This window comes from Vibrio sp. CAU 1672 (assembly GCF_029223195.1).
Lineage (GTDB): Bacteria > Pseudomonadota > Gammaproteobacteria > Enterobacterales > Vibrionaceae > Vibrio.
This window is the reverse complement of the sequence record NZ_JARHUF010000028.1, coordinates 22279-44273: the sequence shown is the minus strand read 5'-3', so window position 1 is coordinate 44273 and position 21995 is coordinate 22279. Positions and strand designations below refer to the sequence as shown.

The following is a 21995-nucleotide window of genomic DNA, read 5'->3' as shown; positions in this document are numbered from 1 at the left end:
TGCCACAGGGAGAGTAAGATGGGATACACGCATGCAGGGCACATCGATGCCTTAAACCAGAATATCGCTGAACTATCAGACAATATCAACGTCTCATTTGAGTTTTTTCCACCAAGCAGTGCCAAGATGGAAGAGACCCTGTGGAACTCAGTGCACCGTCTTAAAACTCTTCAACCTAAATTCGTTTCTGTTACTTACGGTGCAAACTCAGGCGAACGTGACAGAACCCACTCTATCATCAAAGAAATCAAAGCGGCTACAGGGCTTGTTGCAGCACCTCACCTAACCTGTATCGACGCAACCCGTGATGAACTGTGTACCATCGCTGACGACTACTGGAATAACGGTATCAAAAACATCGTTGCTCTGCGTGGGGATATCCCACCAGGTGGCGGTGCCCCGGATATGTACGCATCCGATCTGGTTCAGTTGTTGAAATCACGTCATGATTTCGATATCTCAGTGGCGGCCTTCCCCGAGGTGCACCCTGAAGCGAAAAGTGCCCAGGCGGATTTACTGAACTTAAAGCGCAAGGTCGATGCCGGGGCTAACCGAGCCATCACTCAGTTTTTCTTTGATGTTGAGTCTTATCTACGCTTCCGTGATCGCTGTGTTGCTGCTGGAATTGAGGTAGAAATCGTTCCGGGTATTTTACCAGTATCGAACTTCAAGCAGGCTTCCCGCTTTGCTGCGCAGAACAATGTCAAAGTGCCGGGGTGGATGAGAAAGCAATTTGAAGGTTTGGATGATGATCCGGTCACGCGCCAGCTAGTGGGTGCCAGCCAGGCGATTGATATGGTGCGTGTATTAAGCCGTGAAGGCGTGAAAGATTTTCACTTCTATACGTTGAACCGTGCTGAGATGACCTATGCGCTATGCCATACCTTGGGCGTACGTCCGCAGATCAATGCTGAGGGGTAAGTTGAACTCAGGGAAAAATAAAAAGGCTTGCCATTCGGCAAGCCTTTTCTTTTGCTTGATGAAGCGGATTAGCCGATCACCTCTAATTCCGTCAGGACTTCTTCTGCCCAGTTAATCCACGCTTCACGCAGTAGCAGGTTGCGACGCAGGGTCAAACGCTCCAGGCGTGCCTGTTTATCAAGGGTTGATGGTGTCGCATAGTATGCGGCCTCAATTTCTTTGTAGTGAGCAACCAGCTTGCGTGACTCTTCGACCAGTTCAGCTAATTGTTCACGGAATGGTGCAGCAGGTTGCACACCACAGGCCATGAGTTTTGCTGAAAACTCGTCGCGAACGGTTGGGTGTGCAGTCGGTTGGTCAAACCATTCACCCAGAGCGCTGCGACCAGCGTCAGTGATAGAGTAAACCTTACGATCTGGTTTACCTTCCTGGGGTTCAAGTACGCAAGTAACCAGTTCTTTCTCTGCCATTTTGTTCAGTTCACGGTAAACCTGCTGGTGGCTGGCTTTCCAGAAGTAACCGATACTGGCTGAGAATTCTTTCGTGATATCGTAACCGGTCGCGTCGCGAGTGCTAAGAACTGTTAAGATTACGTGTGGTAATGACATGTCTTCAATCCAAATGGTCAATAAACTTGTAAACAAGCTGCTAATACTTTCATCATGCTCTTATTGGCAGTTTAGTTTTTTATGTATTAGCAGCACCAACAATGTTGGTCCTGTCACCTTAAAGCCGTTTATCACCTAGGGAGATGGGAGTATTCCATCTGGCTGGAGCAAGTATGATTAGATTATTGAGCTCGCAGCGGACAGCTAGTATATAAATAATAAGCATAAAGTGGAATACTCGGGAGGAATAACCGCAAAAAACTAATAAAACACTCAGTAGCGGGTTTGTTTGGAATTTAATTTTATTTTTGTGGTTTAAAATGTCACTTTTGCAGAGTTATTGACTGGATAATTATTATGCAAAGGAAGAAGAAGAGGGAGATATAGCAAGGCTGAGCCTGAGCTCAGCCTTGCTGGTTGGATGGCTGTCACGTAATGGCTTATGCATCACGTGGGGATAGTATGCTTAACCTGTGTTACGCATACCCGCAGCTATCCCGGCAATGGTCACCATCAACGCCTCTTCCAGTTTGGTCGACGCTTCTTCGGTTTGACGGGTGCGGTATAGCAACTCAGCCTGAAGCATATTCAATGGCTCGACGTAAATGTTGCGTAAGCGAATCGACTCCAGACCCCAAGGGTCGTGTTGCATCAAGTTTTCGTTGTTTTCTACATTGAGCACCGCTTTGATGTCTTTTTGCAGCTGTGCCCGCAAGCGGTCACCCAGAGGCAGCAGAGATGGCTCTGCCAGGCGCTGATCGTAGTAACGTGAAATATCAATATTACATTTCGAGTACACCATCTCCAGCATGCCAAGGCGGGTAGAGAAGAACGGCCATTCACGGCACATCTCTTCCAGCAGAGCTTGATGCCCCTTGTCGATGGAGTACTGGATGGCTTCACCGGCACCCAGCCATGCCGGCAGAACCAGGCGGTTTTGGCTCCAGGAGAAAATCCAAGGGATGGCCCGCAGGCTTTCAACGCCACCTTTCGGGTTGCGTTTCGCCGGGCGTGAGCCGAGAGGCAGTTTACCCAGTTCCAGCTCCGGAGTGGCCTGGCGGAAGTACGGAACAAAGTCAGGTTCACCGCGCACGACGTTGCGGTAAGCTTCACAGCTGACCTCAGACAGGACTTCCATTAAGTCACGCCAGTCTTGTTTTGGCTCTGGTGGTGGCAGCAGGTTGGCTTCCAGAATGGCGCTGGCATACAGGCTGAAACTGTTGACGGCAACGTCTGACAGGCCGAGTTTAAAGCGGATCATTTCGCCCTGCTCGGTCACACGCAGCCCGCCTTTGAGGCTTTTTGGTGGCTGAGAAAGCAGCGCGGCATGTGCCGGAGCACCACCACGGCCGATAGTGCCGCCACGTCCGTGGAACAGGGTCAGCTCGACGCCTTCTTCTTCGGCAACTTTCACCAACGACTCCATCGCATGGTACTGCGCCCATCCCGCGGCCATGACACCAGCATCTTTCGCGGAGTCAGAGTAACCGATCATGACCATCTGGTGGTTCTGAATAAACCCACGGTACAGGTCGATGTCCATCAACTGTTTGATCACGGCTTCCGCGTTGTTCAGGTCATCCAGCGTTTCGAACAGCGGGCAGACATCCATACGGTACGGGCAGCCGGCTTCTTGTAACAGGAGGTGGACGGCCAGGACGTCTGAGGCGGTACGTGCCATCGAAATAACGTAGGCACCAAAGGCTTCACGTGGCTGAAGAGCGATGATTTTACAGGTGTCGAGCACCTCTTTAACGGCTTCAGAGGGTTCCCAGTCACGCGGCAGTAAAGGACGCTTCGAGGCCAGCTCATTGGTCAGGAATGAAATTTTATCTTGCTCACTCCACTGATCGTAATCGCCGATACCCAGGTAGCGGGTCAACTCAGATAACACCTCAGAGTGGCGGGTACTTTCCTGGCGAATGTCCAGACGAACTAAGTGAATACCAAATGCTTTAACCCGGCGCAGGGTATCTAACAGTGAGCCGTCAGCAATCACACCCATGTCGCAGTCATGCAGCGACTGGTAGCAGGCATACAGGGGATCCCACAGCTGGGCCACTTTTTGTAGCGGGGCTTTGACTGCGAGTTTTTGGCCTTGGATCTTGGCGTCGAGGATCTCTTTGGTTTCGTTTAACAGACTACGCAGTTGCTTGAGGATCGCACGGTAAGGTTCATGCTCACCCTCTCCGGCCAACTGGCGTACCTCGTCGTTGCATACCGTCATCGACAGTTCGCTGATCAGCTCATTAATGTCGCCCAGGTACAGATCGGCGGCTTTCCAGCGCGAGAGGAGTAAGACTTCACGAGTGACAGTGTGGGTCACGAACGGGTTACCGTCGCGGTCACCGCCCATCCAGGAAGAAAAATGCACCGGACGAGCATCAATCGGCAGCCCTTCACCCAAGTAACCCTGCAAGCGTTCATCCATTTCGCGCAGGAAGTCTGGCACGGCTTCCCACAGCGAGTTTTCTACCACGGCAAAGCCCCATTTGGCTTCATCCAGTGGCGTCGGACGTTGCTGACGGATCACGTCTGAGTGCCAGCTCTGTGCAATCAGTTGCTCCAGCCTGCGCTCGGTTTTCTTGCGCTCTTTTGAAGAGAGGTCGCTTAGCTCCAATTTGGACAGGCACTCGTTGATCTTGACCAGCTTGTTGATCATGGTGCGACGGGTGATTTCGGTCGGGTGCGCGGTCAGTACCAGTTCGATGTTCAAATCACGTACGGCCTGAGCCGTGTCGAGTTTACTGACATCATTTTGGGTCAACTTAGTGAACAGCGAGTTGATCGCGTCGGGTTCACAGACGTGTTCCTCACAGTGGCGCGAAATAGTGTGGTACTGCTCGGCCATATTGGTAAGGTTAAGAAACTGGTTGAACGCGCGAGTGACTGGCGTGAGTTGCTCATCAGGCAGGTTCTGGATTTCTTCGATCAGGTTGTTGCGATCGGCCTGGTTACCTGCTTGAGCTGATTTGGATAGCTTACGGATGGTCTCCACTTTATCCAGGATTTCTTCACCATGTGCATCGCGAATGGTGTTACCCAGTAAGTGGCCTAGCATGCGCACGTTGCTTTTGAGTGCGGCGTATTTCTCGTTCATGTCATCCTGCCTCGTAAAAAAACTACATCCTATGTCCTTGTTAAGTTCACAATCTAGCGAAAAGCACCATACAGAGTCAAATAAAGCCGACGATGTTTGCAATTATTCGGCTGCTGACCTGATTTAGCGCAAATTTTATTCCGTTTGCACATGAAGGTGAAAATAAATTACAAAAACAGAGCAAAAATTTACAACCTGCGTACCGTTCATGTTCTCGGTACGTTTCAAAAAAATGCGGCGATTAACAGCAATACTGCCGCATCGCTTTGGATAAAATATCAATGGTTGGCTCAATAAAGTCAAACGCCAGAAATTCATCGGGCTGGTGGGCCTGGTCAATTGAGCCGGGGCCAAGCACCAGAGTCGGGCAGAGCTGTTGCAGGAAAGGGGCTTCCGTACAGTAGTTGACTGTCTGTGAGGGGGTTTGACACAGGGTTTCGACCTCTGCGATGAAGGGGTGATCTTGTTGACATTCGTAGCCCGGAATGGCTTCATGCAGCGGCACGATCTCGATTCTTCCCGGCCATCTGGCCTCAACCTCTCTCAGCGCACTGCGCAGCATATTCTCCAGACCGTCCAGGCTGATCCCGGGCAGCGGGCGGACATCGTAATGCAGTTCGCAGCAGCCACAGATCCGGTTGGCACTGTCGCCGCCGTGGATATGGCCTAAGTTGAGCGTGGGGCTGGGAATTGCAAAGCCAGGGTGATGATATTCTTTGATCAGTTTTTCACGCAGCTGCATCAGGGCAAACAGCACTTCATGCATGATCTCGATAGCATTCACCCCCAGTGCCGGATCGGAAGAGTGGCCGGACTTGCCGGTCACGCGAATCGCATTGGCGACATGGCCTTTGTGCCCGCGGATCGGCACCAGGCCGGTTGGCTCGCCGATGATGCAGTAATCTGGTTTAAACGGCGCGTTGGCAGTGAAGTGGCGGGCACCGAGCATGGTGGTTTCTTCGTCGCAAGTGGCCAGCACATAGAGAGGATGTTTCTGCTGGCTCCAGTCGATTTTCTGCACGGCGGCATAAATAAAGGCGAAGAAGCCTTTCATGTCCGCGGTGCCTAAGCCATAGAAACGATTGTCCTTTTCGGTCAGTTTATGTGGATTGAAGCTCCAGCGCCCTTCATCAAACGGTACCGTGTCGCTGTGCCCGGCCAGTAGCAGTCCGCCTTCTCCTTCCCCTTTGCGTGCGATCATGTTGTGCTTGCCGGGCTCCACTTCGATCACCTCGACGCAAAAGCCCAGATCTTTAAACCATGTTGCCAATTTTTCGATCACTCTGGCATTGCCCTGATCCCAGCTTGGATCGGTGGAGCTGATCGACGAGGTGCTGATGAGGCCTTCATAGACCTCGAGAAAACTTGGTAATTGCATAGATTCTTCACTTCTCCTATTGACAGCCAGGGTCTAAAAATGTAAAACACATATTAAATCATATTTAATGAATAAAAAATCAAAATAAAGCAAAAATTAAATATGAATAGTCATTTTGAGCTTTACCAATATGGATGCGACACCATGCTAAATACCACAATAATCGGAGCCAGCGGATACACCGGCGCAGAGTTGGCCTTAATGGTCAATAAACACCCTGAACTTACGCTATCAGGTTTATACGTTTCCGCCAACAGTCTCGATGCGGGAAAGAACATCGCTGCTCTGCATGGCAAGTTAGCCGGGGTGTTGAATATGCCTGTCCTGCCATTGACCAACCCACAGCAGGTTGCTGAACAGTCGGATGTGGTGTTTTTGGCAACGGCACATGAAGTCAGTCATGATCTGGCGCCGCTGTTCTTGGCGGCTGGTTGTCAGGTGTTTGACTTATCCGGTGCTTATCGCGTACAGAGTAAAGATTTTTACGACACTTTTTATGGTTTTGAGCACCAGTTTGATCACTGGCTGGACAAAGCTGTTTATGGCCTGGCGGAGTGGAATCAGGCTGAAATCAAAACCACGCAGTTAGTCGCCGTTGCTGGCTGTTACCCAACCGCTTCGCAGTTGGCTATCAAGCCACTGTTGGCCAGTGCACTTATCGATACCAACCAGTGGCCGGTCATCAATGCGACCAGCGGCGTCTCTGGTGCTGGCCGCAAAGCATCGATGATCAACAGTTTTTGCGAAGTCAGCCTGCAGCCCTATGGGGTATTCAACCACCGTCACCAACCAGAAATTGCCCAGCACCTGGGCTGTGAGGTGATTTTCACTCCGCATCTGGGCAATTTTAAGCGCGGTATTTTGGCCACGATCACCATGAAGCTGGCGGCTGGCGTGAGTGAAGCTCAGGTTAACCAAGCCTTCGAGCAAGCTTACCAAAATAAGCCAGCGGTTCGCCTGAAAGGTGATGGTATCCCACGTATTCAGGATGTCGAAAACACACCTTTCTGTGATATTGGCTGGAAGGTTCACGGCGGGCACATCATTGTGGTGTCAGCCATCGACAACCTACTTAAAGGTGCATCAAGTCAAGCGATGCAATGTCTTAATATTCATTACGGTTACCCAGAACTGACAGCTTTGCTGTAGTTGCGAGAAGAGGGAAGAAACCATGGCGCAAAACAATCAAGCTCCTTTAGTCATTAAGCTAGGCGGTGCCGCTTTATCTTGCACCCAAACCCTGAGCCAACTTTTTGGTGCCATTGCGGCTTACCAAACCTCGGCGCAGCGACAAATCGCCATCGTTCATGGCGGTGGTTATCTGGTGGATGAACTGATGGCAAAACTGCAGCTGGAAACGGTCAAGAAGAAGGGATTGCGCGTGACCCCTTATGATCAGATCCCGGTCATCGCCGGTGCGCTGGCGGGAACGGCCAATAAACTCCTTCAGGGCCAGGCGATTGCTGACGGCTTAAACGCGGTCGGCCTGAGCCTTGCAGATGGCGCTCTGTGCCATGTGGAAGAGCTGGATCCTGAACTGGGTGCGGTAGGCAAAGCCTCTCCGGGCGACTCTGGCTTGCTGCAAGCGGTGTTGAATACCGGGGCATTGCCAATTATCAGCTCTATCGGCCTGACGGCTGAAGGACAGATGATGAACGTGAATGCGGATCAGGCGGCAGTTGCCGTGGCAGGGGCGCTTGATGCGGAGCTGGTGCTACTGTCGGATGTGAGTGGTGTACTGGATGGCAAAGGCCATCTGATCAAAAGCCTGTCTGAACAGCAAGCCGAAGCCTTAATCGAAGGGCACGTGATCACCGACGGCATGATCGTCAAAGTGAAAGCGGCGCTGGAAGCGGCCAATGATCTTGGCCGCCCGATAGAGGTCGCGACCTGGCGTTACCCGGAGAAACTGGCGCAGCTGTTCGCTGGCGAAAGTATTGGTACCCAGTTTTTGCCGCAATAAACCCGAAGCAATTTTTTTACATAATCGAACATTAGGAAGTGGTTGGCACTGACCGCCGAGAGCAGCGCCAGTTAAGTTTGGAGAAGAAACATGAGCAAAGTGAACGTAAATAAAGTGGTAGTCGCATACTCAGGCGGTCTAGATACTTCAGTGATCATCCCGTGGTTAAAAGAGAACTACGATTGTGAAGTGGTGGCGTTTGTCGCCGATGTCGGCCAAGGTGCCGATGAGCTGGAAGGGATTGAAGAGAAAGCGAAAAAGTCAGGGGCCTCTGAGTGTTATGTGGTTGACCTTAAAGAAGAGATGGTCGCCGATTACATTTATCCGACGCTGAAGACCGGCGCGTACTACGAAGGCAAATACCTGCTGGGTACCTCAATGGCGCGGCCAATCATTGCCAAAGCGCAGGTCGAAGTGGCGCGCAAAGTCGGCGCGGATGCCCTGTGCCATGGCTGTACCGGTAAAGGCAACGATCAGGTGCGTTTTGAAGGTGCGTTTGCCGCACTGGCTCCGGATCTGCATGTGATTGCGCCTTGGCGTGAGTGGGATTTGGTCAGCCGTGAAGAGTGTCTGGACTATCTGGCTGAGCGTAACATTCCTTGTACTGCCTCACTGACTAAGATCTACTCGCGTGATGCTAACGCCTGGCACATCTCTACCGAAGGTGGCGTATTGGAAGATACCTGGAATGCCCCGAATGAAGATTGCTGGGTATGGACCGTTGATCCTGAGCAAGCGCCGGATGAAGCGGAATATGTGACTCTCACGGTAGAAAAAGGCGCGATCACCGCGGTGAATGGTGAAGCGATGACGCCTTATAATGCGCTGGTTTATCTCAATGAGAAAGGCGCCAAGCATGGTGTCGGCCGGATTGATATTGTCGAAAACCGTCTGGTTGGCATGAAGTCACGTGGCTGTTATGAAACCCCGGGCGGTACGATCATGATGGAAGCGTTGCGGGCGGTTGAGCAACTGGTGCTGGATAAGACCGCTTACGAGTTCCGTGAAGAGCTGGGCTTGAAAGCCTCGCATCTGGTGTACGATGGCCGTTGGTTCACTCCACTGTGCAAAGCCATTCTGGCAGCATCAGAAGAGTTGGCTCAGGATGTCAATGGTGAAGTGGTGGTCAAACTGTATAAAGGCCAGGCAACCGCAACCCAGAAACGTTCCGAAAACAGCCTGTACTCGGAAGAGTTTGCGACTTTCGGTGCAGACGAAGTCTACGACCAAAGCCATGCTGGTGGCTTCATCCGTCTCTACTCGCTGTCCAGCCGTATCCGGGCACTGAACAGTTTGAAAAAATAACTGACTGATTGAGCAAGAATATTCAATGAGAAAGGCCTGCCGTTATCGGCAGGCCTTTTTTAGTCGGCGGTGCTAAAGCAGATGTGACTAACACAGCATGAATAAATATGTAAATTTAGTGAATTTATACTTTATTTTTTATTGGAAATGCCGTAACTTTGACCCTTAAGAAAAGTGAGCAAGTTAGCATCACTTGAGTTAAGACTCGTTTATCCACTTCACAGTAAGCAATGGTAATCAGGAGAGACGCAATGGCATTATGGGGCGGAAGATTTACCCAAGCGGCAGATACAAGATTCAAAGACTTCAACGACTCGTTGCGCTTTGATTACCGATTGGCGGAGCAAGATATTGTTGGCTCTATAGCGTGGTCGAAAGCGTTGTTGTCGGTCAATGTGCTGACGGATGAGGAGCAGCAAAAGCTTGAACTGGCGCTCAATGAGCTGAAACTCGAAGTGATGGAAGATCCGCACCAGATCCTCCAGTCGGATGCTGAAGATATTCATTCATGGGTTGAACAGCAACTGATTAGCAAAGTTGGCGATCTGGGCAAGAAGTTACATACCGGGCGCTCGCGTAATGATCAGGTTGCCACCGATTTAAAGCTGTGGTGCCGTCAACAGGGCCAGCAACTGCTATTGGCTCTGGATCGTCTGCAGTCACAAATGGTGCAGGTGGCCAAACAGCACCAGGCAACGGTATTGCCGGGCTATACCCACTTGCAGCGGGCGCAACCAGTCACTTTTGCGCATTGGTGCCTGGCCTACGTCGAGATGTTTGAACGTGACTATTCACGTTTAAGTGATGCGATGCATCGCCTGGATACCTGCCCGTTGGGCTCTGGCGCTCTGGCGGGGACCGCATACCCGATCGATCGTGAGTCACTGGCACATAACCTGGGCTTTCACCGGGCAACGCGCAACTCGCTGGATTCGGTTTCAGACCGTGATCATGTCATGGAGCTGATGTCGGTGGCCTCCATTTCGATGTTACATTTGTCACGCTTGGCGGAAGATATGATCTTCTACAATTCCGGTGAGTCCAACTTTATTGAACTGGCCGATACGGTGACTTCTGGCTCCTCGCTGATGCCACAGAAGAAAAACCCGGATGCGCTGGAGCTGATTAGGGGTAAAACGGGCCGGGTCTACGGCGCATTGTCGGCGATGATGATGACGGTAAAAGCCCTGCCGCTGGCATACAACAAAGATATGCAGGAAGACAAGGAAGGCCTGTTTGATGCGCTGGACACCTGGAATGACTGTATGGAAATGGCAGCCTTATGCTTTGATGGTATTCAGGTCAACGGTGAGCGCACGCTCGAAGCGGCCAAGCAAGGTTATGCCAATGCCACAGAGCTGGCCGATTACCTGGTTGCCAAAGGCATTCCTTTCCGTGAAGCACACCACATTGTCGGGGTGGCGGTTGTGGGCGCAATTGCCAAAGGCTGTGCCCTGGAAGAACTCTCACTGCAGGAGCTGAAAGCCTTCTCAGAAGTGATTGAAGCGGATGTGTATGAGATCCTGACCATTGAATCCTGTTTGGAAAAACGCAGCGCGTTGGGTGGCGTATCGCCTCAGCAAGTTGCGTACGCCGTAGACCAAGCCGACAAGCGCTTGTTGCAACGTGACACTTCGGCGGTTAAAGTCCGTCCGGCACGTCTGACCGATATCGAAACCTTAGAAGGTATGGTGGCGTATTGGGCGAATATGGGCGAGAACCTGCCGCGCTCACGTAATGAACTGGTGCGGGATATCGGTTCGTTTGCCGTCTCCGAGCATCACGGCGAGGTGACGGGCTGCGCTTCACTGTACGTTTATGACTCAGGTCTGGCTGAGATCCGTTCGCTCGGGATAGAGGCAGGCTGGCAGGGGCAGGGCCAGGGTAGCGCGATTGTGAACCACTTGGTGGATAAGGCACGTCAGATGGCGATCAAGAAAGTGTTTGTCCTGACTCGTACGCCGGAGTTCTTTATGAAGCAGAACTTCTTACCAACGTCCAAATCACTGCTGCCGGAAAAAGTGCTCAAAGATTGTGACCAGTGCCCGCGTCAGCATGCCTGTGATGAAGTGGCACTGGAAATTAACCTGCTAGAGCAGGTCATTGCCAGAGTGCATGTGGCGTAGCGCTATGGTTATCTTTACGCTCAAGCAGGTGAGAAAAATATTGGAAAATATTTGGAACCTTTAGGTAAAAGCTTGGTCTATTAAAGTACCACTGCTTTTTCTTAGAAGAATCTAAGAGGGCCCCGATACCGAGTTTGGTTTTGGGGCTTTTTTGTATCTGTCATTTAGGTGTGGTTTTGTCCTTCATCTGGCGCTTTTGCCAGGGGAAGACCACATAACGTATCCACAGGTGTAAGAAAAGTAACACGTTGAAGGCAAAGCCAGCCACCATCAGAGCGATCGATTCGACACCAGTCGGATCGGATTTAAAGCCAAACCACCAAATAATCCAAGTCACTACCGACAAGACGGTTAATTGATCCAGGCAGCGCTGGCAACGACCAAGTTTTTTCCAGAACCAGTGTTGTGTACAGGAATGGCAGTGCGGTTTCATGTGATTGATGAGCGATGATGTGGTTGTCTTGTCCCGAGTATAAACTAAAACAGGGTTAAGCCGCAGCTTAACCCTGTTTTAGTTTGTCTGGTTGCAAACTTATCAGAACGAATAACCCACCCCGATGGAGAAGGTGTTGATTTCAGTATCTGAAAATAGGGTACTCTCGTAAGACGCATCAACCAGCCAGTGAGGTGTGACACTTACTTGAACTCCGCCACCTGGCTGCCCAGCCCGCAGTCCAGGCGGTGTTTGATCATGGCCGGGCCAGGGTGCAGCTTGGCATTTAAGTCACGCAGCGCAGTGCGGACGCCTTCCTCGATCACCGGGTGGTAGAACGGCATGTCGAGCATTTCTGCACCGAGAAAACCTCCGGTAACACGTATTTAGATTAGGTTATGAAATGGTTTTTTGGGGGCCTCCGGGCCGCAGGGGCGCCGAAGACCGAGGGATCAGGAACAGGTTAGCCCAGGTATTTTTCTAGCTCTTCGCTGCCACCAATGTGTTTACCACCGATGAATACCTGCGGAACTGTCGTACGGCCAGAAATGGCACGCAGACTGACAGTGGTCGCGTCTTTACCCAGAATCACCTCTTCATATTGAAGCGCGTGGTCAATCAGGCTTTGTTTCGCTTTAGCACAGAAAGGGCAGCCTGGCTTGGTAAACACGGTGATGGATTCTTGAGTTTTGTAATCAGGAGCGATGTAGCTCAGCATGGTGTCTGCATCAGAGACTTTGAACGGGTCGCCCGGCTCATTTGGCTCAATAAACATTTTCTCAACCACACCGTCTTTCACCAGCATGCTGTAACGCCATGAACGCTGTCCAAAGCCCAGCTCGTTTTTATCTACCAGCATCCCCATGCCTTCCGTGAACTCTCCGTTGCCATCAGGAATGAACCTAATGTTGTCTGCTTCCTGGTCCTGCTTCCAAGCGTTCATGACGAACGTGTCGTTGACCGAAACACACAGGATCTCATCGACGCCATGTTCTTTAAACACCGGAAATAGCTCATTGTAACGCGGTAAATGGCTTGAAGAGCAGGTTGGTGTAAATGCGCCAGGTAAGCTGAACACAATAACGGTTTTACCTTTGAAAAGATCGTCAGAGGACAGGTTAACCCAAGAGTCACCTTGGCGTGTCGGGAAAGCTACCTGGGGTATGTTTTTGCCTTCTTTAGTTACAAACATTTGGACTCCTTTAAAATATTCGAAATGAAGCGTTAAGAGCTTAGCGTGTTTATTTGCTCGCTTTCGTTTTGTTGCATCCATTGTCATCAAAATCCTTTGATAGTTCTAATCGTTTGATGTTATGGTTTTGATAGGCATTAGCTATCTTAGAATATAGGCGAACTGTGTTATGAATATTCGGGACTTTGAATACTTGGTTGCACTTGCAGAGCATAAGCATTTTCGTAAAGCGGCCGAAGCCTGCTTTGTGAGCCAGCCAACATTGAGTGGGCAAATCCGCAAGCTGGAAGAGGAGTTGGGGGCTACGCTGCTGGAGCGAAGTAGTCGCCGCGTGTTGTTCACCGAGCCGGGATTGCAGCTGGTCGAGCAGGCTAAGCGTATCTTGAGCGAAGTGAAAACATTTAAAGATATGGCCAGTGGCCAGAATGGGGCAATGGCCGGGCCGATGCATATTGGCTTTATCCCGACGGTTGGGCCTTACCTGTTGCCGAAAATTGTACCGCAGTTGAAAAGCGCTTTTCCGGAGCTGGAGTTGTTCCTGCACGAAGCGCAGACTCACCAGTTAGTTCGCCAGCTGGAAGAGGGAAAGTTGGATTGCCTGGTGTTGGCTTCTGTCGCGGAGACCGCACCTTTTAAAGAGATTGAACTTTACAATGAACCGATGAGGCTCGCGCTTCCGTGTCATCATGAGTGGGCGGGATTAGAACAAGTTGATATGCAGCAGCTGAGTGGAAAAACGGTGCTGGCCCTCGGCGACGGGCATTGTTTGCGTGACCAGGCGTTAGGCTTCTGCTTTGCGGCCGGGGCCACAGATGATGAACGTTTTAAGGCCACCAGCCTGGAGACGTTACGCAATATGGTGGCTGCCGGAGCCGGGATCACTCTGCTGCCGCAACTTTCTGTGCCGAAGGAAAAACAGAAAGACGGAGTCTGCTACGTGCCCGCGGTTAATCCGGTACCGTCACGCAGTATTGTTCTGGCCTATCGTCCGGGGTCGCCATTGCGTACCCGCTTTGAGACTCTGGCTAATGAGATCCGTACCATCTTGCAAGCGTAGCCTGTAAACCAGGCAAGGGCCTTAAGTTAAAAAACGGGGAGCCACTTGGGCTCCCCGTTTCGTATCGCTCATTGCGCTCAGAACAGCTCTTCACCGGTTGCACTGCCGGTGGAGTAAATACTGTCCTCCAGGCTGTCACCGACATACTCTGTTGGTTCTGTGCCTTTCACGAAGTACTCAAACATGGAGGAGCCATCCACTGCGTGTGTGAGCAAGCCTGTATCCCGGTCAATCCGTACGCGGACGATGTCTTCCGGTATTGATTTGTGCTGTTGTGGCCGGTCCGCTAACACGCTGCCCATGAAGTCGACCCAGGCCATTTGGGCGGTCTTCGCTCCCGATTCAGCACCGCTGATTTGTCCTTTACCCAGGTTCGGGTTAACGGTGGTGCGTCCCAGAGTCCGCGAATGATCGTCGAAGCCGACCCAGGCGATAGCGACAACCCCGGGACCAAAGCCGTTATACCAGGTATCTTTGGAGTCGTTGGTGGTGCCGGTTTTCCCACCAATATCGCGTCGGTGCAATTTCTGAGCCCGCCAACCGGTACCATTCCAGCCAGTCCCTTCACGCCAGTCGCCACCGCCCCAGATATTGCTGTACAGAGCCTCACGGATCAGGAACGCATTCTGTTCTGAAATCACCTGTGGCGCATAGTGAGGTGGCTGGTCGGTTAGATCGGTCGCATCCGGCATCAGGTCCTGCTCATGAAATTCTGTCGCCAGAACATCCTGTGGTTGCGGTGACGGGCAATCCTGCTGACACACGATGGTAGGGTTCGACTGGAACACCAGATTGCCAAACGCATCTTCAACCCGGGCAATATAGTAGGGCTCAACGTAGTAGCCACCGTTGGCAAATACCGAATAGCCTTGTGCCACTTTCATCGGCGTTAAGCTCCCCGCGCCGAGGGCGATGGTTTCCGAGCGAGGCACTTGGTCAATATCGAAACCAAAACGGGTCAGGTATTGACGTGTTGCGTCCAGGCCGACCTCCCTTAATGTGCGCACTGCCATCACGTTTTTGGAGGTCGCAAGGCCGATACGCAGTCGCGTCGGGCCAATATAGGTCGGCGGCGAGTTTTTTGGCCGCCATGCTGTGCCCTGACTTGCATCCCATTTATTAATCGGGGCGTCATTAATCAGGCTGGCCAGCGTCAGGCCTTTGTCGAACGCCGCCGAATAAATAAACGGTTTGATACTCGACCCCACCTGACGGACAGACATGGTGGCACGGTTAAACTTGCTGTGTACGAAATTAAAACCACCCAACAGCGATAAGACCGCGCCATCATTCGGGTTCATGGCGACAAAAGCGGTGTTGGCATTGGGAACCTGGCTGAGGTGCCAGACCTGGCTGTGCTCATCCGCGCTCTCTGCGCTGCTCACCTTACGCACCCAGACCTGTTCACCGATGGTTAGAATGTCACTGGCAGATTTGGGAGCCGGGCCCTGGCGTTCATCAGTCAGGTATTTTCTTGCCCAACTCAGACCATCCCACGGGATGGTTTGCTGCTGGTGGTTTTTAACCCAGATTTGTGCCGTTTTATCTCCTACCTGGGTGACGACTGCCGGGTACAACTCACCATAGGTGGGTTGCTTGTTCAAATGCTGGTCTATTTGTTCTTGTTCCCAGGCGGTTTGCTCTGCGCTCCACAGGACTTTTTCCGCGCCGCGGTAACCATGGCGCATATCATAAGCCAGCAGGTTGTTGATCGCCGCTTTGTTGGCAGCATCTTGTAACCTGGAGTCAACCGTCATGTAGATTTTCAGGCCGGAAGTATACGCCTGTTCTTCGCCAAATTGCTGAATGGCCCAGCTGCGAGCCAGCTCAGCCACATAAGGAGCGGACAGTTGGATCTCAGCGCTGTGGTAGCTGGCTACAATCGGCTCTGCACGTGCCTGGTCATACTGCTCACGGGTGATGTATTTTTCATCCAGCATACGCATGAGTACCACGTTACGTCGGTGGGTAGCACGTTCAAGTGAATAGAGTGGGTTCATTGTCGACGGGGCTTTCGGCATTCCGGCCAACGTGGCGATTTCACTTAACGTCAGTTCACTCAGGCTTTTGCCAAAGTACACCTGAGCGGCTGCACCAAAACCGTACGAACGGTAACCAAGGAAAATTTTATTGACGTACAGTTCCATGATCTCCTGCTTGCTAAGCAGTTGCTCAATGTGGATGGCGATAAAGATCTCTTTCACTTTACGCATAATTTTCTTCTCATTGGACAAGAAGAAGTTGCGTGCTAGCTGTTGGGTGATGGTACTGGCGCCTTGCTTGGCGGAACCGGACAGTGCCACTACGACCGCAGCCCGGGTAATACCAATCGGATCGATACCTGGATGGTCATAAAACCGGCTGTCTTCAGTCGCGATCAGAGCATGGATCAGTTCTTGAGGTATCTCATCGTAGGTCACGGGGATGCGACGTTTTTCGCCGAACTGTGCGATCAGCTTGTCATCGCTACTGAACACCTGCATAGGAGTCTGTAACTCTACGTCTTTTAGGGCTGCAACATCTGGCAATTCTGGCTTCACGTACTGGTAAAAACCAAAAATAGTGGTCACTCCAAGAATTATGCAAATCAATGTTAATAGAAATAAACGCTTTATGAACTTCACCGGAGAATCCCTGATTGGTTGAGGCTGTGTAACGGCAAACCCTTGTACTCTGGGCTGAACAATCAGCCCATAGAGATATTAACTCTTATTTGGATGCTAATAACAACCTTTGCACGAAGAAAATTCGGAGCGAGAGTCGACATGGATCAGTCATTAGTTACCGGCATTGATATAGGCCCTCGGAGCCTCAAGGCCGTCATTCTTAAACCCAATCACGCAGGATATGCGCTGTTGGGGTATAAAGAAATCGTATTTAACCGGGGTATTGTCGCTGAAAACGACACCATAGATCATCAAGAAATTGTAAATACCCTTACAGTACTGAAAAAAGAACTGCCTTTTTTCCGCCGTAAGGTAGCGGTGTCATTACCGGATAGCGCGGTGATCAGTAAAGCATTACAGCTTGAACGGCGGCATGATGAGCAAGACAAAGAGTTTGCCTTGCTGCAAGCTTTTTCTCACCAGTCGCCTTTTCCTGTTGAAGACCTGTGCCTTGACTATGTTGAACTGGGCGAGGGGCTGGGCAACGAGTGTTATCAAGTGGTGGCAGCACGCAAAGAGCTGGTTGAAAACCGTGTGAGTGTATTGGAGCTGGCTGGACTGAAGCCCGTGCTGGTTGATGTGAACTCGCAGGCGCTGGGCCAGATTTGCCAGCTGGCTGCTTGTCATTATCCGGATCAGGCGCATTTTTGTCTGCTTGATATCGGGGTGCTGACCAGTTCAGTGACCGTGTTTAGTCCGGAAGCAGCATTGTTTCACAAGGTGTTTGTTTGTGGCACGGGGGCGTCTGTACCACAGGATATGAGAGATCCTTTGGCTGCCCCTTCGCCATCGCAGACCGAGGCGTTAACCCGTCAGATTGTTGAGCATCTTAAGCGTCAGCTGCAACTTTATACCTCTGTGCAAGGACATCAGGATATCAGCGGGGTTTGGCTGTCAGGAGAAGGAGCAAATACGCCGTTGCTCGCCGAGACTCTGGCGCACGAACTGGGGATGCCTTGTGAGCGGTTTAACCCGCTGGGGCTATTTGACTGGCAACTGAGTAAGCGCAAGCGGCGAGAATATGATGAACAGCATTTTGCTATGGCGGCAGGGTTGGCGATCAGAGGCCTCCAGTGGTTAGGAGGTGAACATGCTGTATCGCGTTAACTTGCTTCCTTGGCGTGAACAGCGCCGAGCTGAACACCGACGTCGATTTGTCGGCTTGGTGGTGCTCGCAGTGGTTATCGCTGGCGGGGTTCAAGCGGGAGTGGGTTACTATATCCAACATCAACAGAAGCAACAGCAGGAACGTCTGCGTTATCTGGAGCATTATATTACTCAACTGGACCGGCGGATCGAAACCATGAAGATCGCCGAAGAGGAACACAGCCAAATTCTGGCCCGCATTCAGATCGTTGAAGCGCTGCAACAGGGCCGCAATAAGACCACCGAATTTATGAACCTGATGCCGTCACTGATCCCGGAAGGGGTATTCGTCGACAAGATCAAAATGAATGACCGGCATGTTGAAGTCTCGGGGATTGCCGACAGTACGGCGCGTTTGGCAACCATGTTAGACAACATGGAGCGTTCGTCACTGTTAAGTGACGTGGAAATGCACTCCATTGTTCTGGGCAACAAGCGTTTTGGTAAAGACTTTCAGACGTTCAAAGTCTCGTTTCGTTTTGAGGCAATGCCGCCGCAACCAATGCCGGGAGAGCAACATGGATAACTGGAAAGAGCTGGAGCTGGATGAGGTGCTGGACTGGCCATTGCTGCCACAGTTGGTGGTTTTGCTGGTACTGGTGTTGCTACTCCAGGGGATCGGTTACTGGTTTTATTTGAAGCCTCAGCAGCAACAACTGGCGCAGCTGACTGGAAAGGAAGAGACGCTGAAGGCCACACTGAGAATCAAAGCCAAGCGGGCTGCCGCCTTACCGCAGTTGCAGTCTCAGCTGGATGCGCTGACCGAGCGTTATCAGGTGCTGCTGCAACAACTGCCGGCACAAAGTGAATTGGCTACCATGTTGGCATCGGTGAACGAACTCGGCATCGATAACCGGCTGACCTTTACCCGAATTGACTGGGGAGAGAAACAATCGCAGCAGTTTCTGTACCAGTTGCCACTCAACATTGAATTAACCGGAGACTTCCATGATGTCGGCCGGTTCTCACAGGCGATCGCCACTTTGCCCCGTATTATTACCTTTCAGGATATCACTTGGCAGCGGGTTAGTCAGGAAAGTAAAACCTTGCACTTTCGCGTGCGCGCCAATACCTACCAGTATAAGCCAGAGGAGAAACAGCATGAATAAGCCCATCCTGGCGTTGTTCACGCTAAGTCCACTGTTGCTGGGGTGCCAAGCGAATGACGACTCCCTGAGTGATTTTATTCGCCAGGTGGAGAATCAGGCGCGCTACGAGGTCACCACGCTTTCGCCCCGGAATGACTATCAGGTGGTTTTGTATCAGCCTGAGGTGCAACGGGAGCCGTTTGAGTTACCACAAGAAGCGTTGATTGCAACCCAGCCAGTGGTAAGAAAAGACTGCTGGCAGCCGGGCGCGCGCAAACGGCCAGGCAAGCTGGAGCGTTTTCCGCTAGAGCACCTGCGCCTTAAGGGGGTTATGACCGCAGACAAGACTGTTTCCGGTTTGATACAGGCCCCCGATGGAGCGGTGCACCGCGTGCTACCCGGGCAATATCTGGGGCAGAATCGTGGGAAAATTACAATTATTACATCATCTTATCTGTTAGTGAGTGAAACGCTGCCGGATGGGTTGGGTTGTTGGCAGACACGTAAAGTGAAACTGGCCTTGCGATAGAGATCGATTTTGATACTGAGTAACTAATATGAAACATGGAATGACATTGAGACAGAGGAAGTGGATCAGCTTCAGTATGTTCTGGCTATGGCTAATGATGACCCCGCTTGTAGCCGCTGAACCGGGCGATGTAAATGCGTTAAAAGCGGTCGATTTTCGCACTAATCAAGCTAAACAGGCGCTGCTGCAAATAGAGCTGCTTTCTCCTTCGGTAGTCGTGGACATCAAAAAAGTACAGCAGGGGCTAAGTATAGCGCTAGTGAATACGACAGTTAACGATGAGCAGTTGTATCTGCTGGACGTCAGTGATTTTGCTACCGTAGTTGAGAGCGTGGAAGTGTTTCGTGATGCTTCAGCAACTCGTCTGGTGGCATATACTAACCAGGAATTTGGTTATGATTACCGTCTTTCAGGTCGTTATCTTGAGGTGACGATTATCAAGCCAGCCACAGAGCCATCAGTAGAGCCAGTCAGCTTACTCGCGAAGGAGGGGAAGCTGATGTCGATTAACTTTCAGGATATCCCGATCCGCAATGTTCTGCAGTTAATCGCCGATTACAATGATTTCAATCTGGTGGTGTCGGACTCGGTGGTAGGCAACCTAACCCTGCGTTTGGGCGGCGTCCCGTGGCAACAGGTGCTGGACATCATACTTAAGGTGAAAGGACTCGATAAACGCGTCGATGGCAATGTGATCCTGGTCGCCCCAAAGGAAGAGTTGGATCAGCGTGAGCAGCAAGCTCTGGAAAAACAGAAGTTGGCCTCCGAACTGGGGGAGCTGGCGTCAGAGATCATTAAGGTTAATTTTGCCAAGGCTTCGGATATAGCTCAGATGATCAGCGGTGAGGGTAACGTCAGTATGCTGTCAGCGCGCGGTAGTATGACTATTGATGAGCGGACCAACTCGCTGCTCATCCGTGAGTTACCGCAAAATATCGCGGTGATCCGCGACATTATCCAATCGCTGGATGTTCCGGTTAAACAAGTGCAGATTGAGGCGAGAATTGTCACGGTCAATGAAGGCAATATGGATGAACTCGGTATTCGCTGGGGCTTTAGCTCCATCAATGGCAGCCATACCGTCGGTGGGTCTATCGAGAATAACCTGGCGACGATCGGTTTGTATGATGAGGGGGGCGAAGGAGAAGGTGGCAACAGCGTGGGGATTGATGACTTCCTTAACGTAAACCTTGCTGCCACCAGCCCGAGTGCCACCAGCATTGCCTTTCAAGTGGCGAAGCTGGGTTCGGATACCTTGCTGGATTTGGAGCTGTCGGCATTGCAGCAGGAGTCAAAGGCCGAAGTTATCTCAAGCCCGCGATTGATCACCACCAACAAAAAGCCCGCTTACATTGAGCAAGGAACCGAGATCCCATACCTGGAAGCCTCATCCAGCGGGGCCACGTCGATCACCTTTAAAAAGGCAGTGTTGAGTTTGAAAGTAACGCCGCAAATTACTCCAGATAACCGATTAGTGCTCGACCTGAGTGTCACCCAGGACAGGCCGGGTAAGGTGATGAAAACCGGCACCGGAGAAGCGGTGGCGATCGATACCCAACGCATTGGTACCCAAGTGCTGGTCAATAATGGAGAGACCGTGGTTTTAGGCGGTATTTTCCAACACAGCATGACCAACTCGGTGGATAAAGTGCCTTTGCTGGGAGACCTGCCGTTACTGGGGGCTCTATTTCGCCGAAGCTATGAAAATGTAGGGAAAAGTGAGCTATTGATCTTTGTTACGCCCAAGGTGGTGATTGAGTAATTATCGATTAGATCAAAAATAAAGTTGCATTAGTGGCACCATGCTTGGATAATTTCGGGTCTTATCACGAAATATCTGTGAGGAATTGGTGCCACAAGCCGTGTAGAACAGCGATTCGGCTGTGTTTTCTTGTGGCGATGTTATCGAATTAATGTTGTAAATTACTGCTAAATATGGCTGAGAAACGTAATATTTTTCTTGTTGGCCCGATGGGTGCCGGCAAAAGTACAATTGGTAGACATCTAGCACAGCAACTGCATATGGAGTTTGTTGACTCTGATACAGTGATTGAAGAACGCACTGGTGCAGACATTGCTTGGGTTTTTGATGTTGAGGGTGAAGACGGTTTCCGTAAGCGCGAAGAAGCAGTGATCGATGATCTGACTCAAGAGCAGGGTATCGTACTGGCAACGGGTGGTGGTTCGGTGAAGAGTAAAGAAAACCGTAACCGTCTTTCAGCGCGCGGTGTGGTAGTTTACCTGGAAACCACAATTGAAAAGCAACTTGCACGAACCAACCGTGACAAGAAGCGACCTCTGCTTCAAACGGATAACCCGCGTGAAGTACTGGAACAACTGGCAGAGCAGCGTAATCCACTGTATGAAGAGGTGGCAGATTACACTGTACGCACTGATGATCAGAGTGCAAAAGTGGTAGCCAATCAGATCGTAAAAATGCTAGAAGAGAGATAGGTTTTCTATCTCTTTTCAAATTGGAGCAC

At 51.2% G+C, this 21995-nt stretch carries 19 protein-coding genes; 12 read left to right on the top strand and 7 right to left on the bottom strand.

All coding sequences use genetic code 11. From position 1 onward, the window contains the following. Nucleotides 1-18: 18 nt before the first annotated feature. Nucleotides 19-921, top strand: a complete 903-nt coding sequence (metF, locus tag P2G85_RS18675; protein ID WP_275865579.1) for a methylenetetrahydrofolate reductase — start codon at nt 19-21, stop codon at nt 919-921. A 68-nt stretch (nt 922-989) separates the two neighbouring features. Here the strand turns inward: metF and P2G85_RS18670 are convergent, their stop codons facing one another. The 3 genes from P2G85_RS18670 to argE all read right to left on the bottom strand — a co-directional run bounded on the left by P2G85_RS18670 (nt 990) and on the right by argE (nt 6007). Further along, a complete protein-coding gene (locus P2G85_RS18670; protein WP_275865578.1) occupies nt 990-1529 on the bottom strand; it encodes a PadR family transcriptional regulator in 540 nt (179 codons plus the stop codon). Nucleotides 1530-1995: 466 nt separating this feature from the next. Continuing rightward, nucleotides 1996-4629: a phosphoenolpyruvate carboxylase gene (gene ppc / locus P2G85_RS18665; RefSeq protein ID WP_275865577.1), complete on the bottom strand. Its 2634-nt coding sequence runs from the start codon at nt 4627-4629 to the stop codon at nt 1996-1998. A gap of 241 nt (nt 4630-4870) precedes the next feature. Next, entirely contained in the window at nt 4871-6007 is a 1137-nt protein-coding gene (gene argE / locus P2G85_RS18660; protein WP_275865576.1) for an acetylornithine deacetylase, read from the bottom strand. Between the two features lie 144 nt (nt 6008-6151). Between argE and argC the strand changes: the two genes are divergently transcribed. From argC to argH, 4 genes are all read left to right on the top strand, one after another. After that, nucleotides 6152-7156: an N-acetyl-gamma-glutamyl-phosphate reductase gene (gene argC / locus P2G85_RS18655; protein WP_275865575.1), complete on the top strand. Its 1005-nt coding sequence runs from the start codon at nt 6152-6154 to the stop codon at nt 7154-7156. 22 nt (nt 7157-7178) lie between these two features. Then, nucleotides 7179-7970: an acetylglutamate kinase gene (gene argB, locus P2G85_RS18650; protein WP_275865574.1), complete on the top strand. Its 792-nt coding sequence runs from the start codon at nt 7179-7181 to the stop codon at nt 7968-7970. A gap of 90 nt (nt 7971-8060) precedes the next feature. Further along, nucleotides 8061-9275, top strand: coding sequence for an argininosuccinate synthase (locus P2G85_RS18645; RefSeq protein ID WP_275865573.1), 1215 nt, complete (start codon nt 8061-8063; stop codon nt 9273-9275). Nucleotides 9276-9526: 251 nt separating this feature from the next. Continuing rightward, nucleotides 9527-11401, top strand: a complete 1875-nt coding sequence (gene argH / locus P2G85_RS18640; protein ID WP_275865572.1) for an argininosuccinate lyase — start codon at nt 9527-9529, stop codon at nt 11399-11401. Nucleotides 11402-11561: 160 nt separating this feature from the next. Here the strand turns inward: argH and P2G85_RS18635 are convergent, their stop codons facing one another. From P2G85_RS18635 to P2G85_RS18625, 3 genes are all read right to left on the bottom strand, one after another. Then, nucleotides 11562-11834, bottom strand: a complete 273-nt coding sequence (locus tag P2G85_RS18635) for a DUF3624 domain-containing protein (RefSeq protein WP_275865571.1) — start codon at nt 11832-11834, stop codon at nt 11562-11564. Nucleotides 11835-12037: 203 nt separating this feature from the next. Then, nucleotides 12038-12187 (bottom strand): hypothetical protein, encoded by a 150-nt coding sequence (locus P2G85_RS18630; RefSeq protein WP_275865570.1) that lies wholly within the window; start codon nt 12185-12187, stop codon nt 12038-12040. Between the two features lie 110 nt (nt 12188-12297). Beyond that, nucleotides 12298-13026 (bottom strand): redoxin family protein, encoded by a 729-nt coding sequence (locus P2G85_RS18625; protein ID WP_275865569.1) that lies wholly within the window; start codon nt 13024-13026, stop codon nt 12298-12300. Between the two features lie 169 nt (nt 13027-13195). Between P2G85_RS18625 and oxyR the strand changes: the two genes are divergently transcribed. Further along, nucleotides 13196-14083, top strand: coding sequence for a DNA-binding transcriptional regulator OxyR (oxyR, locus tag P2G85_RS18620; RefSeq protein WP_275865568.1), 888 nt, complete (start codon nt 13196-13198; stop codon nt 14081-14083). 77 nt (nt 14084-14160) lie between these two features. Here the strand turns inward: oxyR and P2G85_RS18615 are convergent, their stop codons facing one another. Beyond that, a complete protein-coding gene (locus tag P2G85_RS18615) occupies nt 14161-16707 on the bottom strand; it encodes a PBP1A family penicillin-binding protein (protein ID WP_275865567.1) in 2547 nt (848 codons plus the stop codon). 141 nt (nt 16708-16848) lie between these two features. Here P2G85_RS18615 and pilM point away from each other — a divergent pair, with 141 nt between their 5' ends. The 6 genes from pilM (at nt 16849) to aroK (ending at nt 21966) form a co-directional block, all read left to right on the top strand. Continuing rightward, nucleotides 16849-17856: a type IV pilus assembly protein PilM gene (gene pilM, locus P2G85_RS18610; RefSeq protein ID WP_275865566.1), complete on the top strand. Its 1008-nt coding sequence runs from the start codon at nt 16849-16851 to the stop codon at nt 17854-17856. Continuing rightward, nucleotides 17840-18421: a PilN domain-containing protein gene (locus P2G85_RS18605; protein WP_275865565.1), complete on the top strand. Its 582-nt coding sequence runs from the start codon at nt 17840-17842 to the stop codon at nt 18419-18421. The genes pilM and P2G85_RS18605 overlap by 17 nt, the downstream gene beginning before the upstream one ends. Further along, nucleotides 18414-19004 (top strand): type 4a pilus biogenesis protein PilO, encoded by a 591-nt coding sequence (gene pilO, locus P2G85_RS18600; RefSeq protein ID WP_275865564.1) that lies wholly within the window; start codon nt 18414-18416, stop codon nt 19002-19004. The genes P2G85_RS18605 and pilO overlap by 8 nt, the downstream gene beginning before the upstream one ends. Then, nucleotides 18997-19512 carry a pilus assembly protein PilP gene (locus tag P2G85_RS18595; protein ID WP_275865563.1) on the top strand — a complete coding sequence of 172 codons (516 nt, stop codon included), beginning with the start codon at nt 18997-18999 and terminating at the stop codon, nt 19510-19512. Before pilO ends, P2G85_RS18595 begins: the two co-directional genes overlap by 8 nt. A 40-nt stretch (nt 19513-19552) precedes the next feature. Next, nucleotides 19553-21274, top strand: coding sequence for a type IV pilus secretin PilQ family protein (locus P2G85_RS18590; protein WP_275865562.1), 1722 nt, complete (start codon nt 19553-19555; stop codon nt 21272-21274). A 173-nt stretch (nt 21275-21447) separates the two neighbouring features. Next, complete coding sequence (gene aroK, locus P2G85_RS18585) at nt 21448-21966, top strand: shikimate kinase AroK (RefSeq protein ID WP_275865561.1); 519 nt, start codon at nt 21448-21450, stop codon at nt 21964-21966. Nucleotides 21967-21995 lie beyond the last annotated feature (29 nt).

Excerpts from the sequence above, each read along its gene's own strand:
- metF (WP_275865579.1), top strand. The coding sequence starts at position 19 with ATGGGATACACGCATGCAGGGCACATCGATGCCTTAAACCAGAATATC.
- P2G85_RS18670 (WP_275865578.1), bottom strand. The coding sequence starts at position 1,529 with ATGTCATTACCACACGTAATCTTAACAGTTCTTAGCACTCGCGACGCG.
- ppc (WP_275865577.1), bottom strand. The coding sequence starts at position 4,629 with ATGAACGAGAAATACGCCGCACTCAAAAGCAACGTGCGCATGCTAGGC.
- argE (WP_275865576.1), bottom strand. The coding sequence starts at position 6,007 with ATGCAATTACCAAGTTTTCTCGAGGTCTATGAAGGCCTCATCAGCACC.
- argC (WP_275865575.1), top strand. The coding sequence starts at position 6,152 with ATGCTAAATACCACAATAATCGGAGCCAGCGGATACACCGGCGCAGAG.
- argB (WP_275865574.1), top strand. The coding sequence starts at position 7,179 with ATGGCGCAAAACAATCAAGCTCCTTTAGTCATTAAGCTAGGCGGTGCC.
- P2G85_RS18645 (WP_275865573.1), top strand. The coding sequence starts at position 8,061 with ATGAGCAAAGTGAACGTAAATAAAGTGGTAGTCGCATACTCAGGCGGT.
- argH (WP_275865572.1), top strand. The coding sequence starts at position 9,527 with ATGGCATTATGGGGCGGAAGATTTACCCAAGCGGCAGATACAAGATTC.
- P2G85_RS18635 (WP_275865571.1), bottom strand. The coding sequence starts at position 11,834 with ATGAAACCGCACTGCCATTCCTGTACACAACACTGGTTCTGGAAAAAA.
- P2G85_RS18630 (WP_275865570.1), bottom strand. The coding sequence starts at position 12,187 with ATGCTCGACATGCCGTTCTACCACCCGGTGATCGAGGAAGGCGTCCGC.
- P2G85_RS18625 (WP_275865569.1), bottom strand. The coding sequence starts at position 13,026 with ATGTTTGTAACTAAAGAAGGCAAAAACATACCCCAGGTAGCTTTCCCG.
- oxyR (WP_275865568.1), top strand. The coding sequence starts at position 13,196 with ATGAATATTCGGGACTTTGAATACTTGGTTGCACTTGCAGAGCATAAG.
- pilM (WP_275865566.1), top strand. The coding sequence starts at position 16,849 with ATGGATCAGTCATTAGTTACCGGCATTGATATAGGCCCTCGGAGCCTC.
- P2G85_RS18605 (WP_275865565.1), top strand. The coding sequence starts at position 17,840 with ATGCTGTATCGCGTTAACTTGCTTCCTTGGCGTGAACAGCGCCGAGCT.
- pilO (WP_275865564.1), top strand. The coding sequence starts at position 18,414 with ATGGATAACTGGAAAGAGCTGGAGCTGGATGAGGTGCTGGACTGGCCA.
- P2G85_RS18595 (WP_275865563.1), top strand. The coding sequence starts at position 18,997 with ATGAATAAGCCCATCCTGGCGTTGTTCACGCTAAGTCCACTGTTGCTG.
- P2G85_RS18590 (WP_275865562.1), top strand. The coding sequence starts at position 19,553 with ATGACATTGAGACAGAGGAAGTGGATCAGCTTCAGTATGTTCTGGCTA.
- aroK (WP_275865561.1), top strand. The coding sequence starts at position 21,448 with ATGGCTGAGAAACGTAATATTTTTCTTGTTGGCCCGATGGGTGCCGGC.